This is a genomic window from Frankia canadensis, assembly GCF_900197875.1.
Lineage (GTDB): Bacteria > Actinomycetota > Actinomycetes > Frankiales > Frankiaceae > Frankia > Frankia canadensis.
Genome location: NZ_FZMO01000334.1, coordinates 48,962 through 62,968, shown reverse-complemented (window position 1 = coordinate 62,968; position 14,007 = coordinate 48,962). Strand labels below are relative to the sequence as shown.

Below are 14,007 nucleotides of genomic sequence, written 5' to 3'. Positions count from 1 at the left end.
GTTCCTCTCAGGCTCCGGCGCCGGTGCCGGCGATCCCGGTGGCAAGACGACGTTGGGCGATGACGAAGACGGCGAGCGACGGCAGGCTGATGACCAGTGCCGCCGCGGCCAGTTCGGCGAAGTCGGGAATGATCGACGAGGAGTCCGTCAGCAGGCGGGCGAGGGCCAGCGGCGGGGTGGCGATCCCGGGCGAACGGGCGACCAGCAGCGGCCACAGGTACTCGTTGTAGGACAGCAGGAAGCTGAACACCGACACCGTCGCGATCGCCGGCGCGGCAAGCGGGACGACGATCGAGCGCAGCGTCCGCCACGTGCCCAGCCCGTCAATCCGGGCGGCGTCGAGGACGGACGCCGGAATCGTCGTCATGTACTGGCGGAGCATGAAGATCATGCCGGCCTGGGTCATGAACGGCAGGACGAGGCCGATTCTCGTGTCGGCGAGGCCGAGGGCGGAGATCGTCACGTAGTTCGGCACCGCCGTGATCTGTGACGGCACCAGCAGGGTGGCCAGCACCATGCCGAACGCCGCGGCGCGGCCGCGAAAGCGCAGGCAGGCGAAGGCGTAGGCGGCGGGGATCGCGGTGGCCAGCTGCAGCGCGAGGATCGCGAGGCTCACCCCCACCCCGGTCACCAGGGCCGACCCCAGGTCGGCGTCCTGCCACGCCCGCCGGAACGAGTCGAGGTGCACCTCGGACGGCAGTGGATTGGAGTTCAGGCTGAGCGCGGTCTGCGGCGGCCCGAGCGCGGTCCGCAGCATCCAGACGAACGGCAGCAGGGCGGCCGCGATGCCGACCGCGAGCAGCGCCCAGCGGGCGAGGGTCCCGGGGGCCGGTAGCCGGCGCCGTCCCGCCCCCGGCCCCCGCTCGGGGCGGGCCGCGTGCCGGCGCCGGGTGCCGGCCCCGCCCCGGGGAGCCCGGGCGGCGTCCGGCCGGGCGGCGTCGGTGCCGGCGCTCACGCGGCGGCCGCCCGGATCCGGCGCAGCCGCCGGCCCAGCACCGCACCGCCCGCGCCCAGCGCCACCGTCGCCGCGAGGAGCAGCAGGGCGATCATCGACGCGTACCCGATGCGGAACGATCCGGTGAAGCCCACCTGGTACATGTAGTAGATGATCGTGGTGCTCGAGTTCAGCGGGCCACCCTTCGTCAGGACGGCGACGGTCTCGAACGTCTGCACCGTGAGGATCGTCACGAACACCCCGAGGAAGACGCTGGTCGGCGCGAGCAGCGGCAGGGTGATGTGCCGCAGCCGGGCCAGGCCTCGAATGCCGTCGACGTCCGCCGCCTCGTACACCGAGCGCGGGATCGCCGTCAGGCCAGCCAGGTAGACGATGAACACCAGGCTGGTGAGCCGCCAGCCGCCGACGAGCGCGACCACCGGCAGCGCGGTCGAGGTGTCGCCGAGCCAGTCGACCGGCGCGATCCCGACCAGGCCGACGACCGTGTTCGCCAGGCCGTCCGGGCTGCTGTCGAAGATGTAGGCGAACACCACCGCCATCGCCACGATGTTCGCGCTCACCGGCAGGAACAGCGCGAGGCGCACCAGGCTCCGGCCGCGGGTCACCCGCTCGGCGGCCAGCGCCAGCGCGAGTCCCAGCACGACCGCGGGAATCACCGTGAGCAGGCAGTAGACCAGGGTGTGCACGACCGCGTCGCCCAGATCCGGGTCATCGAAAGCGGCGCGCGCGTTCGCGGTGCCGACCCAGTGGAAACGCGGACCGGTCAGCGCCTTGTCCGTCCCCGCGACGAAGACCGACACCAGCGCGGGCCCGATGACGAAGACGACGATCCCTACGAACGCCGGCAACAACAACGCGGCGGCCCGCCATCCCACCCGGCCGCCACCCGTCCCACTCGTCACGGTTACGCATCTTGGCCCCACCCCTGCCGGAGTGCATAGACCGGGTCGGGGCAGGAACACGAACAACAGGTGTCCGGACGTGGCCCACGCGGACAGCACGGCCCGCCGAGCTGCTTCTTCACCGGGTCGCAACTACCGGCCCGGTCCCGGGCGGTCGACATCGGCGAGGTCGCCACCTGGACGTCCGCGTCTGGGCACTGGCACCGCCGCGTCGGTACCGGACGGGCGCGCCCCGCGCCGGAGAGGTCGGTACGGATATCGGTTCGGATGCCGGCGCGGACGATGTCGGCACCGGTTCGTGCTGTCCGGTTACGTGGCGCCCATCCCGCCGGAGGCCGACGCCTGCAAGAATGACAGGAAAACGTCAGTCGATCCCCGGGAACACGATGAGTGACCGCAGCGAATCCGGCGACGCCCCGGCCTGGGGGCGGGTCGCGGAAGACGGGACGGTCTACGTTCGCACCGCGGACGGAGAACGTGCCGTCGGTTCGTGGCGTGCCGGCAGCCCGAACGAGGGTCTGGCCCACTTCCAGCGCCGATACGACGATCTGTGTGCGGAGGTCGAGCTGCTGGAGCGGCGGCTGACGCTCAGCGCGGTCGATCCGGCCGGGATCTCCGGCAGTGCCCGCCGGCTGCTGGACACCCTGGACACCGCCGCCGTCGTGGGCGACGTCGACGCGGTGCGCGGCCGGCTCGACGCGGTCATCGCGGCCACCCAGGAGCGGCGGACCGCCCTCGCCGCCGAGCGGGCCGAGCGCAGTGCCCGGATCGCGGCCGCCAAGGAGGAGCTGGTCGCCGAGGCCGAGCGGCTGGGCCGCAGCTCCGAGTGGAAGAGCGCCGGCGAGCGGTTCCGGGCGATCGCCGAGGAGTTCCGCGCCGCCGGCTCGCTGGACAAGCGGACCGACTCGGCCCTGTGGCGACGGGTCACCGCCGCCCGCGAGGAGTTCACCCGTCGGCGCACCGCCCACTTCGCGGCGCTCGACACGCAGCGGGCCCGTTCCCGGGAGCGCAAGGAGGCGATCATCGCCGAGGCGCGCACGCTGATCGACTCGACCGACTGGGCCGGCACCACCACCCGCTACCGCGCCCTGCTCGCCGACTGGAAGGCCGCCGGCCGCGCCGCCAAGGACGTCGACGACGCGCTGTGGACCGAGTTCCGCGAGGTCCAGGACGTCTTCTTCAGCCGGCGCAACGAGGCGAACGCCGAGCGCGACGCCGAGCTGCGGGAGAACCAGGTCCGCAAGGAAGCCCTGCTGGCCGAGGCGACCGCGCTCGACCCGGCGGACACCGACCGGTCACTGCGGCGGCTGCGGGAGCTGCAGGACCGGTGGGACGACATCGGCCGGGTGCCCCGCGAGTCCGCCGCCTCCCTGGAGCGGCAGATGGCCGCGATAGGCGACAAGCTGCGCGACGCCGCGGACGAGCGCTGGGCACAGCGGTCCGTCTCCAGCTCGCCGTTCGTGATCAGGCTGCGGGAGTCGGTCGCGAAGCTCGAGGAGAAGCTCGCGCGGGCGCAGGCCGCCGGCCGCACCAAGGAGATCGCCGAGACCGAGGCGGCGCTGGCCACCCAGCGCGCCTGGCTCGCCCAGGCCGAGAACTGACCCCACCGACCAGGCGGCTCGATCCGTCACACGGCCGACCAATGGGCTAACTCGCCCGCTTGCCAGAGCTAGCAGTTCGACGTAGGGTTCCGTCTGTTGATACCGCGTTGTTCCGACGATCTGTCCGGAGCGGCCGGTCCGCGGCGACCGCCGCGCACGTTCCCGGTGCGGAGCCCGGCGGCGGCCCGGCGTGGCGGCTGCCCGGCGAAGGAGGCATCCGACCTGGTGGCGGCCCTGAACGTGCGTGATGTCGGCGATTTCATCCGGGACCAGCGGCGCACCGCCCAGATATCCCTTCGTCAACTCGCCAAACAGGCCGGGGTGAGCAACCCTTACCTCAGCCAGATCGAGCGTGGTCTGCGCCGACCGTCCGCGGAGATCCTGCAGCAGATCGCGAAGGCGCTGCGCATCTCCGCGGAGGTGCTCTATGTCCAGGCCGGAATCCTCGAGGAACGGCACGGCGGCGAGAACGTGATGGCCGCGGTGCTCGGGGACGAGTCCCTTTCCGAGCGGCAGAAGCAGGTGGTGCTCGACATCTACGAGGCGTTCTGCAAGGAGAACGCCGTCGCCGGTCGTACCGGGCCGGACGACGTCGAACTCGCCGCGGACGTCCCGGCCGACGAGGAGGCCACCGTGCCCGTCGCGCCGGCCGTGGACGAGAAGGCGTCCGCCACCGCACCGGCCCGCCGTCGCGGCACGGTGCGAGGCACCTCCACCACCGCCGACACGCGCCGCACGGGCACCGGCCGTTCGGCGGCCGCCGCGGGCCGCGCGCCGGGCAAGCCGGCCGCCAGTGCTTCCCCGGAGACCGCGCCGACCGGCACCGCCCCGCCGAAGCGCCGTACGAAGCGGACAACGGCCACCGACACCGCCGCCTCGACCGGCACCTCGTCGGCGGGTGAGCCCACCCGCTCCCGCCGCGGCGGCGGCAGCGACGTCGTCGCCGACTCCGGTTCCACGGCCGGCAACGCGAACGGGGTCGCCGGCACCGAACAACCCGCCACCGGAACAACCTGAGCCCACCATTTCCCACGCGGCCCCGACCCCGCCGCTGGCCGCCACCGCCGCCGCCGACCCGCGCCGGCCAGCCGTCCGAGCGTCGGCGACGACGCGGCGGCGCCACCCGGCTCGTCCCCGTGAGGCCCTGCCGGTACACGGACATCGGCTGCCGGCCGGCGCCCGCCGCGCGTCGCCGGTCCGCTTGGAGCGGCGCCGGCAGCGCGCTCCCGCCAGGCCGGAGCGCGGCCACCTCGCACCCGTCCCGACGACGATCCCTGACCCGAAAGCCACGGCTGGGCCATCTGACGGCCAACGCCCGAAACCCCGGGACCGCTACACGACGACACCTGAACCTGGACCAGAGGAGACAAGATGGCCACCACGCGCACGACGACCCGCAGCACCACCCGGCCGGCGACCCGGTCGACCGCCCGCCCCGCCGCCCGTGCGACCACCCAGGCCCGCGCCGGTCAGACCGAGGTGAAGGCCGAGGTCAGGGTGCCCCTGGCCGAAGTCCGCAAGCCGCTGTACGCCTCGGTGGGGGCCGCGGACGCGGCCGTCGAGAGGCTGCTCGCGCTGCCGACGACGACGGGCAGCGAGGTGCGCCGGCTCTCCGACCGGGTCGGGGCCCTCCCCGTGCAGGCCGCGCGGGTTCCCACCCAGGTGAGCTCGGCCGTGCGCGCGCTGCCGTCCACGGTCACCTCCCAGATCTCCGACCTGTCGGGCCGGGCGAACGAGCTCTACAACTCCTTCGCGAACCGCGGCGAGCGCCGGGTCGCCAGCATCCGCCGCAGCCCCTCCACCGAGCAGGCCGTGACGCGCACGCGGACCGCGGTCAGCCAGACCCGCGCCGCGCGCACCTCGACCCGCCGGGCCGCCGAGGCGGTCGGCCGCGCCGTCGTCGACGCCACACCGGAGCGCTGACGCCAGGCCAACATGGCATCACCGAAACATCTACGGTCGATAACCCATGTGCTGAAGTCGGCTGTGGTCCGTGGACCTGGTGTCCGCGGACCACGGTCCGATGTGCTGTATTGACAGCATGCGCTATCGCCCGCTGGGTTCGTCCGGACTGTTGGTGTCGGTTGTCGGCCTGGGATGCAACAACTTCGGTTCGCGCGTCGATCTCACCGGCACCCGTGCCGTCGTCGACGCCGCCCTCGATGCCGGCATCACCTTCTTCGACACCGCGGACACCTATGGCAACAAGGGCGGCTCGGAGACGCTGCTCGGCCATGTCCTGCGCGGCCGTCGCGACGACATCGTGCTCGCCACCAAGTTCGGCAACGACATGGGCGGCATGTACGGCCAGGACTTCCGCGCCCGCGCGTCGCGCCGCTACATCCGCAAGGCCGTCGAGGGCTCGCTGAGCCGACTGCAGACCGACTACATCGACCTTTACCAGCTGCACAACCTCGACGCCTTCACCCCGATCGAGGAGACCCTCGAGGCACTCGACGAGCTGGTGAAGGAGGGCAAGATCCGCTACATCGGCTCCTGCAACCTCGACGCCTGGCAGGTCTCCGACGCCGAGTGGACCGCCCGCGCCTCGGGCGCGACCCGGTTCATCTCCGCGCAGAACCACTACAGCCTGCTCGAACGTGGGGTCGAGGCGGAGCTCGTCCCGGCCGCGGTCAAGTACGGCATCGGGGTCATCCCCTACTTCCCGCTGGAGAACGGCCTGCTCACCGGCAAGTACGTGCGGGACGAGGCGCCGCCCGCCGGCACCCGGCTCGCCGGGCGCCAGGACGAGCTCACCGACGACGTCTTCGACCGGCTCGACGTGCTGGAGTCGTTCGCCCGGGAGCGGGACCGCTCGCTGCTCGACGTGGCGATCGGCGGCCTCACCGCGCAGCCCGGCGTCGTCTCCGTCATCGCCGGCGCGACCAGCGCGGCCCAGGTGCGCGCGAATGCGACGGCCGGCCAGTGGCAGCCGCGCCCGGACGACCTCGCCGTCCTCGACAAGATCGCCCCGACCCGCCGCCCCGACGCGCCCTGACCGGCCGGGCCCCGGGCTCGGTCCCAGGACCGGGCCCACGCTCGCCCCGGCGGGCGGGCGGCGGCGGTCAGATCGGGGCCGGGTCGCGTCCCAGGACGGTGGCCAGGCGGCGTTCCTGGTCAGGCGGCAGCGTGGTCATGATCACCATGGGGTGATGGGGGCGCAGCGCGGCGGTGACCTCCTCGGTCGAGTGCCGCACCAGCGCCAGCACCGCCGCACGGCCCGGCTGCAGGTGGCCGGCGATCCGCCGGACGACGTCGTCGTCGACGCCGGGCCCGGTCAGCCGGCTGGCCAGGGCTCCGGCGCCGGCCCCGAGACCGAGGCCGACCACCGGCGCGAAGAAGACCGCGCCCACCACCCCGCCGCACACGGCCCCGCCGAGGGCCGCCGTTCGGGCCGGGCTCGCGGCGTGCCGGATCCGTACCCGACCATCGCCGTCCCGCCAGACCAGCACGCCGTCGGCGACACCGAGGTGCCGCGCCCGGCGCAGGCGGCGGCCGAGCGCCCAGGCCGCCCTGGCCTGTTCCACACTGTCGAACCCGAGCACCACCAGCTGCCCCGCCATCGCCACCGTCCCTTCCGGCCGCCCGGATCCACCCGGCCGACCCCGGACCCTCGGCGCCGCGGGCGCCGTTCCTCCCCACCGATTCTCGTCCGTCGACGCCGCCACCCGCGAACCCGCCACCCCCAGACGGGAGACTCGGCCACGACCGGGGACGCGGCCATGCGGAAGACTCTGCGGCATGGTGCAGGTGACCCTGAAGCGGGGCGACATCACCCGGGTCGAGGTCGACGCGATCGTCAACGCCGCGAACAGCGGGCTGCGCGGTGGTGGTGGCGTCGACGGTGCGATCCACGCCGCGGGCGGCCGCGAGATCCTCGACGCGTGCGTCCAGCTGCGCAGGACGGTCCTGCCTGGCGGGCTCCCGACGGGTCAGGCGGTCGCGACGACGGCCGGGCGGCTGCCCGCGCGCCACGTCATCCACGTCGTCGGCCCGGTGTACGACCCGGTCGAGGACCGCTCGGCGCTGCTGCGCTCCGCCTACACCGAGGCGCTGCGCGTCGCCGACGACCTCGGCGCGGCCAGCGTCGCGTTTCCGGCCGTGAGTGCGGGCGCCTACGGCTGGCCGCTCGACGACGCCGCCCGGCTGGCGGTGACGAGCGTGCTCGGGGCGACGACGGCGGTGCGCGAGGTCCGTTTCGTCCTGTTCGACGAGCGGACCCACCGGGCGTTCACCGCGGCGCTGGCGGCGGCCAGTCCAGGGTGAGCTCGCCGAGCCGCCAGCGCCGCGCGTCACCCCGCACGGGCCAGCCGGCCGCCCGCAGCTCACCGGCGGCGGCGATCCAGCGCTGCCGCGGCGAGAACACCGCCCGCGGCGCCGCCCGCGCCCACGCGTCGTCCAGCGCGCCGAGCAGGCGGTGAATGCCCTGACCGGGCACGTTGCGGGCGATGAGCGACTTCGGCAGCCGCTCGGCGAGCTCGGAGGGGGCCCGCAGGCTCGCCAGATGCGCCGCCAGGGTGAGGGTGGGGACCGTCGGCACCCGCCCGGCGGCGGCCGCCCAGCCGGGTGGCGCCTGCCCTGCCGGCAGGCCGAACCAGCAGGCCCGCCGCCCGATCTCGTCGCAGGTGCCCTCGACGAGCAGGCCGCCGGGCGCGAGCCGGCCCGTCATCGTCGCCCACGCCCCGGCCACGGCCGGCTCCGGATACTGCCGCAGCACGTTCAGCGCCCGGATCACCACCGGGCTGCCGAGCTCCGGGGGCAGCCCGAATCCGCCGCGGGCGAACGTCAGCCCGGGTGGCCGGGCGGCGGGCAGCGCGGCGGCGACGCGGTCGGGGTCGAGCTCCAGGCCGACAACCCGCACCCGCGGACAAACCGCGCGTAACCGGGTGTACAGCTCGACTGTAGTGACCGCCGACGCGCCGAAGCCGAGGTCGACGACCAGCGGATCGGCGCAGCCCCGCAGCAGCGGCCCGGCGGTGTCGAGCAGCCACCGGTCGATCCGCCGCAGCCGGTTCGGCGCGGTGGTGCCCCGGGTGGGCAGACCGAGGGCCCGGGCCCGGCCGGCCGCGAGCCGCCCGGCACCAGACGTCGACACCGGACCAGCCTCGCAGACCGGCCACACCCGTCCGGGGGCCGGGGTGACGTTGGATTCGTTACAGAACTGTGACCGCCCGGCTGGCATGGATGCCCCGCGACGGCGTGTTGACCAGCATGGGGACAGGCATTTCCCCCGGTCCGGCGGCGGATCCGGCTGGTGGGCTCCCGCCGGGCGGGCCGGACTGATCGGTTGACCCCACAACCGGGCGGGTAGAACGGTGGTTCTCGTGTCGGTCCACAGCAGGGATGGTCGTGCCGGGCGGACGCCCCAGGCGGAATGCGGAGGTGCCGGGTGCGTCTGATCGGCAGCGGGGCCGAGGCGGGCCGCACCGGGCCCGAGCGCGGGCGGCGGCCGCGGCGCGTCGCGATGCTGTCGATGCACACGTCGCCGCTGGAGCAGCCCGGCACGGGTGACGCCGGCGGGCTCAACGTCTACGTGGTGGAGCTGTCCCGGCAGCTGGCCGCGCTCGGCGTCGAGGTCGAGGTGTTCACCCGGGCGGTGAGCAGCCGGGCGCCGACGTCGGCCGAACTCGTCCCCGGCGTCACCGTGCGCCACGTCGACGCCGGGCCGTTCGAGGAGGTCCACCGCGAGGACCTGCCGGCCTGGCTGTGCGCGTTCACCGCCGACGTGCTGCGGGCCGAGGCCGGGCAGGAGCCCGGCTGGTTCGACCTCATCCACTCGCACTACTGGCTGTCGGGCCAGGTCGCCCTCGCCGTGGCCCGGCGCTGGGGCGTCCCGTTCGTGCACACCTCGCACACCCTGGCGAAGGTCAAGAACGACGCGCTCGCCGCCGGGGACCGGCCCGAACCACCCGGCCGGGTCCGGGGCGAGCAGGAGGTGATCGCCGGTGCCACCCGGCTGATCGCCTCCACCGAGGACGAACGCGAACACCTCGGCGGCCTCTACGGCGCTGCCGCGGACCGGGTGGACGTCGTCGCCCCCGGCGTCGACCTTGACGTCTTCCGCCCCGGCGACGCGGCGCGCTCGCGGGCACTGCTCGGGCTCGACCCGGACGGGGACCTGCTGCTGTTCGTCGGGCGCATCCAGCCCCTGAAGGCCCCCGATCTGCTGCTGCACGCCGCCGCCGAGCTGCTTCGCCGTGATCCGGGCCGGCGGGACCGGCTGACCGTGGCCGTCGTCGGCGGCCCGAGCGGCTCGGGGCTGGAGCAGCCGGACGTCCTGGTCAAGCTCGCGGCCGACCTCGGGATCTCCGACCTGGTCCGTTTCCAGCCGCCGGCGCCGCAGCGCGACCTCGCCCACTGGTACCGGGCGGCCACCGCCGTCGTCGTGCCCAGCCACAGCGAGAGCTTCGGGCTGGTCGCGCTGGAGGCGCAGGCCTGCGGCACGCCGGTGGTCGCCGCGGCCGTCGGCGGCCTGCGCACCGCCGTCGCCGACGGCGTCTCCGGTCTGCTGGTGCCCGGCCGCGATCCGGCGCGCTACGCCGACGCGCTGGACCAGCTGCTGCGCCAGCCGCACTGGCGGGCCCGGCTCGCCGCCGGCGCCCTCGGCCGGGCCTCGGGCTTCGGCTGGTCCACCACCGCCCGCGGCGTCCTGCGCAGCTACCGGCACGCGCTGAGCCCCGCGGCCGTCGCCGTCTGAGCCGCCGCCGGCGCGCTGGCCGTCACGGACCCGCCGCCGGCGTGCCTGGAGGGCCGCTGGCGGGGACCGCTGCCGCCAGGGCGGTCGACCGGATGCGAGGATCTGCACCGGATCCGGCATCGTCGCCGCGGCGACAGGGGAGGTTTGCGGTCATGACGGCACCCATCGACACGACGGAGCGCCAGCGGCTCGACGCGCTGATCGCCACCGCCCTGGCCGACCTCGACCTCGCCTTCGAGCACGTCGACACCGGCTCGTTCCTGGTCACCCTGGAGGGCGAGCACAAGCTGCGCACGATGACCTGGCTCGTCGTGCAGGACCACTCGCTGTTCGTCGAGGCGTTCTTCATGCGCGCCCCGGCCGAGAACGCCGCGGGCACCTACGGCTTCCTGCTCGGCCGCAACGCGCGCACCTACGGCGTGCACTTCTCCATCGACCGGGTCGGCGACATCTTCCTGACCGGGCAGCTCCCGCTCGCCGCCATCACCGCCGAGGAGATCGACCGGATCCTCGGCTGCGTCGGCACCTACGCCGACGACAACTTCGACCCGGCGATCGCCCTCGGGTTCGCCTCCGCGATCGAGCGGGAGAAGGCCTGGCGGGCCAAGCTCGCCGCGGATGGCGGCAGCGCGGCCAGTCCCGCCTGACGCGTTAGTCAGTGACCCGCTTCAGCCGCGCCGACAGGTGCGACTGCAGCGGCTTGCCCTCCGCCTCCATGTCGATCGCGTAGGCGAGGTCGCCGCCCTCGACCAGCCCGTACAGGCGGACCGAGCGGGTGACGTCCCGGGCGGTGGCGGTGCGGATCAGCACGTTGTGGTCGAGGTCGATCCGGGTACCGGTGACCGTGCCGACATAGATCTCGGCGATGCCGAACGGGTGCGCCAGCATCACCTCGACCGCCGTCGCGCCGTTCTCCCCCGGCTGTACCCGCCAGAAGCCCGTCTCGGTGGCCAGCGGGCTGCCGGGCTCGCGGCCGTCGCGCGGCTCGTCCGTCCACCAGGTGTGCGAGACGTATCCCAGCGCGGGCCGGCCGTCCGCGGCGAACGTGATCTCCTGGCCGTAGTGGAAGCCGTCCATGCCCTCGTAGCCGCCGACGCCCTCGCCGCGCCAGGTCCCGACCAGGAAGGCGAGCGGCAGCAGGCTGGCGTGCAGGTCCACCGCGCCGCGCACGTCGGCGGAGCGCGGCCGCTCGGCGGCGGTCCGGTCCCGGGCGCTCACCGCAGTCCCTCGTACAGCTTGTGGACGACGTAGCCGGAGATCCAGGCGATCAGCACGCTCATCGCCACCAGGAGCCCGGTGAAGAAGTAGTGCAGCACGCTGCGCAGCCTAACGGCCGCCACGACGTCGACCACGCCCGGGCGGGTGAGGCAGACTGGAGGGATGCCCCGTCGCCTCGTCGTCAAGGTCACCGCCGGGCTCGACGCCCCGGAGCGTTGCTCGCAGGCCTTCACGGTGGCGGCGGTCGCCGTCGCGGCCGGTGCCGACGTGTCGCTCTGGCTCACCGGCGAGTCCGCGTGGTTCGCCCTGCCCGGCCGGGCCGCCGAGTTCAGCCTGCCGCAGGCCGCGCCGCTGCCGGACCTGCTCGCCGGCATCCTCGCCGGCGGCCGGGTGACGGTGTGCACCCAGTGTGCGGCCCGGCGCTCCTTCGGCCCGGACGACGTGCTCGACGGGATCACGATCGCCGGCGCGGCCGCCTTCGCCGACGAGGTGCTCGCGGACGGCGTCCAGGCCCTCGTCTACTGAGCCGCCGGGCCGTCTGGCGTCGGCTGCCCCCGGCGCCGTCAGGCCATTGCACAAGCCACTGCACGCGCAATAACGGACCACGGGCGGGTCACGCCGAAAGGGCCGTACGCCGCCGTCGCATGCGCTTTCCTGAATCGCATGACGGCTGAATCCGACATACTCTTCGCGGTGGTCCTGTTCGCGGCGGCCGGGCAGCGCACCGTCCGCCGCATCATCGCCCCGTTCCCGGATCGGGAGTCGGCGCTCGCCTTCGCCCGGGAGAACGGGCTGCGATGCTTCGCCGTCGGCCCGATGCACTTCGCGGTGCCGACGACCGTTCCGCCCGACACCGGGTTGTCTCCCACCTCGCCCGGCGCCGGCTGGGAACGGGAGCACCGGGTCTGCCGCTGATCCCGAAGCGGACAGAAATGGCCCTGACATGGGCAGGAATGCCCCTGACATGGGCAGGAATGCCCTGAACGACGAAAGGGGACAGCGGACGATCGCCCGCTGCCCCCTTCCCTGGTCGGCTGAGCTCAGGCCGCGACCTCGACCTGGGTGTCCACCGGCTCGCCCTGCCGGGCGAAGACCTTCTGCTCACCGCCGCCGCCGGGCACCAGGACCCGCACGGTCCACGTCCCCGGCCGCGCGAAGAACCGGAACTGGCCGGTCGCGGACAGCGGGACCTCGGCGGTGAAGTCGCCGCCCTCGTCGAGCAGCCGGGCGTAGCCGCTCGACACCGGCTCCCCGCCGCGCACCACGATGCCCTGGATCACGGTTTCCTTGGCCACGTCAATTCCCTCCACGGACGGTCCGCCGCTGGTCGCGCCGCACATGCGTCACGCCCCCCTCTCGATCGGCACGCCCACCAGCGAGCCGTACTCGGTCCACGATCCGTCGTAGTTCTTCACGTTCGGCTGGTCGAGCAGCTCGTGCAGCGCGAACCAGGTGTGCGCCGAGCGCTCCCCGATGCGGCAGTAGGCGATGATGTCCCGGGACAGGTCGACGCCGGCCTCGTCGTAGAGCGCGCGCAGCTGGTCGTTGCTCCGGAAGGTGCCGTCCTCGTTCGCCGTCTTCGCCCACGGGATGTTCTTCGCGGTGGGAATGTGACCGGGGCGCTGGGACTGCTCCTGCGGCAGGTGCGCCGGCGCGAGCAGGCGGCCGGAGAACTCGTCGGGCGAGCGGACATCGACGAGCGCCTTGTCCCCGATCGCGGCGACGACCTCCTCGCGGAAGGCGCGGATGTCGGTGCGCGGCTCGCTCGCGGCGTAGGTCGTCTCCGCGCGGGTGGGCACCTCGGCGGTCAGTTCGCGGCCGTCGAGCTCCCACTTCTTGCGACCACCGTCGAGCAGCCGGACGTCCGCGTGCCCGTACAGGCTGAAGTACCAGTAGGCGTAGGCGGCGAACCAGTTGTTGTTGCCGCCGTAGAGGACGACGGTGTCGTCGTTCGCGATGCCCTTGCCGGACAGCAGCTTCTCGAACTGCTCCTTGTTGACGAAGTCCCGGATCACCGGGTCCTGCAGCTCGGACTTCCAGTCGAGCCGCACGGCGCCCGGAATGTGACCCCGGTCGTAGGCGGAGACGTCCTCGTCGACCTCGACCAGGACGACCTTCGGGTCACCGCTGTTCGCCTCGACCCACGAGGCGTCGACCAATGCCTTCTCGCGGCTCATGCCCGCACTCCCTTCACGGTGATGGAACGGAAAAACAGGTACATCTGGCAGCCGAGGCAGAACTCGAACACGGCGTTCAGGAATGCCGCGACAAAGGCGGCGGCCGCGGCCGCGTAGCCGAGCACCGCGACGCCCGCGAGGAACCCGACGACCCCCACGATCCCGAAGATCGTGCCCACGAACTGGGCGAACCGGGGCGGAGCCGGGTCCTCGGTGCTCGCCGGGGGCCCGAGCCGGGGCCTGATCAACGCGCGGAAGACGACGGCGTACGGCGCGTACCGCACGCCCGCCGCGGCACCGATGGCGAAGACGACCGTCTGGGCGAGCAGCAGCCACCCGCTGCCCGTGACGAGCACGACGGCGAGCACCACGGTGGTGACGGCAGCGGTGAACCGCATGCCCCGGGGATCTGTCACCGGACTTCTCCTGACTGCGCCTGACTACCCGATCGGATACG

Annotated in this window: 18 protein-coding genes; 9 read left to right on the top strand and 9 right to left on the bottom strand. The window is 73.6% G+C overall.

The features are described from left to right. Nucleotides 1–7: 7 nt before the first annotated feature. On the bottom strand, nucleotides 8–955 hold the full coding sequence (locus C1A33_RS22735; protein ID WP_101833384.1) for a carbohydrate ABC transporter permease: 948 nt from the start codon (nucleotides 953–955) through the stop codon (nucleotides 8–10). After that, a complete protein-coding gene (locus tag C1A33_RS22730; RefSeq protein WP_101833383.1) occupies nucleotides 952–1,857 on the bottom strand; it encodes a carbohydrate ABC transporter permease in 906 nt (301 codons plus the stop codon). Before C1A33_RS22730 ends, C1A33_RS22735 begins: the two co-directional genes overlap by 4 nt. 386 nt (nucleotides 1,858–2,243) lie before the next feature. Between C1A33_RS22730 and C1A33_RS22725 the strand changes: the two genes are divergently transcribed. The 4 genes from C1A33_RS22725 to C1A33_RS22710 all read left to right on the top strand — a co-directional run bounded on the left by C1A33_RS22725 (nucleotide 2,244) and on the right by C1A33_RS22710 (nucleotide 6,456). Beyond that, entirely contained in the window at nucleotides 2,244–3,458 is a 1,215-nt protein-coding gene (locus C1A33_RS22725) for a DUF349 domain-containing protein (RefSeq protein WP_243407843.1), read from the top strand. A gap of 165 nt (nucleotides 3,459–3,623) precedes the next feature. Next, nucleotides 3,624–4,475, top strand: a complete 852-nt coding sequence (locus C1A33_RS37560) for a helix-turn-helix domain-containing protein (RefSeq protein WP_279354688.1) — start codon at nucleotides 3,624–3,626, stop codon at nucleotides 4,473–4,475. 354 nt (nucleotides 4,476–4,829) lie between these two features. Further along, entirely contained in the window at nucleotides 4,830–5,381 is a 552-nt protein-coding gene (locus C1A33_RS22715; protein ID WP_101833382.1) for a hypothetical protein, read from the top strand. Between the two features lie 118 nt (nucleotides 5,382–5,499). Beyond that, nucleotides 5,500–6,456 (top strand): aldo/keto reductase, encoded by a 957-nt coding sequence (locus tag C1A33_RS22710; RefSeq protein ID WP_101833411.1) that lies wholly within the window; start codon nucleotides 5,500–5,502, stop codon nucleotides 6,454–6,456. A 67-nt stretch (nucleotides 6,457–6,523) separates the two neighbouring features. Here the strand turns inward: C1A33_RS22710 and C1A33_RS22705 are convergent, their stop codons facing one another. Continuing rightward, nucleotides 6,524–7,021, bottom strand: a complete 498-nt coding sequence (locus C1A33_RS22705; RefSeq protein WP_101833381.1) for a DUF1269 domain-containing protein — start codon at nucleotides 7,019–7,021, stop codon at nucleotides 6,524–6,526. Between the two features lie 178 nt (nucleotides 7,022–7,199). Between C1A33_RS22705 and C1A33_RS22700 the strand changes: the two genes are divergently transcribed. Further along, the gene (locus tag C1A33_RS22700) at nucleotides 7,200–7,724 is read left to right on the top strand and encodes an O-acetyl-ADP-ribose deacetylase (protein ID WP_101833380.1); all 525 of its coding nucleotides are present in this window, start codon (nucleotides 7,200–7,202) and stop codon (nucleotides 7,722–7,724) included. On the opposite strand, the gene C1A33_RS22695 is transcribed toward C1A33_RS22700, so the two are convergent. Continuing rightward, nucleotides 7,690–8,553, bottom strand: a complete 864-nt coding sequence (locus tag C1A33_RS22695; RefSeq protein WP_101833410.1) for an SAM-dependent methyltransferase — start codon at nucleotides 8,551–8,553, stop codon at nucleotides 7,690–7,692. The two genes, C1A33_RS22700 and C1A33_RS22695, sit on opposite strands and share 35 nt — an antisense overlap. Nucleotides 8,554–8,847: 294 nt before the next feature. On the opposite strand from C1A33_RS22695, the gene mshA reads away from it, so the two are divergent. Then, complete coding sequence (mshA, locus tag C1A33_RS22690) at nucleotides 8,848–10,155, top strand: D-inositol-3-phosphate glycosyltransferase (protein ID WP_101833379.1); 1,308 nt, start codon at nucleotides 8,848–8,850, stop codon at nucleotides 10,153–10,155. A 152-nt stretch (nucleotides 10,156–10,307) separates the two neighbouring features. Next, nucleotides 10,308–10,802 (top strand): type III secretion system chaperone family protein, encoded by a 495-nt coding sequence (locus C1A33_RS22685; protein ID WP_101833378.1) that lies wholly within the window; start codon nucleotides 10,308–10,310, stop codon nucleotides 10,800–10,802. A 4-nt stretch (nucleotides 10,803–10,806) separates the two neighbouring features. On the opposite strand, the gene C1A33_RS22680 is transcribed toward C1A33_RS22685, so the two are convergent. Continuing rightward, nucleotides 10,807–11,373, bottom strand: coding sequence for a nitrobindin family protein (locus C1A33_RS22680; protein WP_243407842.1), 567 nt, complete (start codon nucleotides 11,371–11,373; stop codon nucleotides 10,807–10,809). Further along, nucleotides 11,370–11,495 (bottom strand): hypothetical protein, encoded by a 126-nt coding sequence (locus C1A33_RS37555; protein WP_279354687.1) that lies wholly within the window; start codon nucleotides 11,493–11,495, stop codon nucleotides 11,370–11,372. Before C1A33_RS37555 ends, C1A33_RS22680 begins: the two co-directional genes overlap by 4 nt. Before the next feature lie 40 nt (nucleotides 11,496–11,535). Here C1A33_RS37555 and C1A33_RS22675 point away from each other — a divergent pair, with 40 nt between their 5' ends. Next, the gene (locus C1A33_RS22675; protein WP_101833377.1) at nucleotides 11,536–11,898 is read left to right on the top strand and encodes a DsrE family protein; all 363 of its coding nucleotides are present in this window, start codon (nucleotides 11,536–11,538) and stop codon (nucleotides 11,896–11,898) included. 138 nt (nucleotides 11,899–12,036) lie between these two features. Next, nucleotides 12,037–12,288, top strand: a complete 252-nt coding sequence (locus tag C1A33_RS22670; protein WP_101833376.1) for a hypothetical protein — start codon at nucleotides 12,037–12,039, stop codon at nucleotides 12,286–12,288. A 125-nt stretch (nucleotides 12,289–12,413) separates the two neighbouring features. On the opposite strand, the gene C1A33_RS22665 is transcribed toward C1A33_RS22670, so the two are convergent. Genes C1A33_RS22665 through C1A33_RS22655 form a run of 3 tightly spaced genes read right to left on the bottom strand, consistent with a single transcriptional unit; the run spans nucleotide 12,414 to nucleotide 13,966 of the window. After that, a complete protein-coding gene (locus tag C1A33_RS22665; RefSeq protein WP_101833375.1) occupies nucleotides 12,414–12,713 on the bottom strand; it encodes a DUF1416 domain-containing protein in 300 nt (99 codons plus the stop codon). 3 nt (nucleotides 12,714–12,716) lie between these two features. After that, the gene (locus tag C1A33_RS22660) at nucleotides 12,717–13,550 is read right to left on the bottom strand and encodes a sulfurtransferase (RefSeq protein ID WP_101833374.1); all 834 of its coding nucleotides are present in this window, start codon (nucleotides 13,548–13,550) and stop codon (nucleotides 12,717–12,719) included. After that, nucleotides 13,547–13,966 (bottom strand): DUF4395 domain-containing protein, encoded by a 420-nt coding sequence (locus C1A33_RS22655; protein WP_101833373.1) that lies wholly within the window; start codon nucleotides 13,964–13,966, stop codon nucleotides 13,547–13,549. Before C1A33_RS22655 ends, C1A33_RS22660 begins: the two co-directional genes overlap by 4 nt. Nucleotides 13,967–14,007 lie beyond the last annotated feature (41 nt).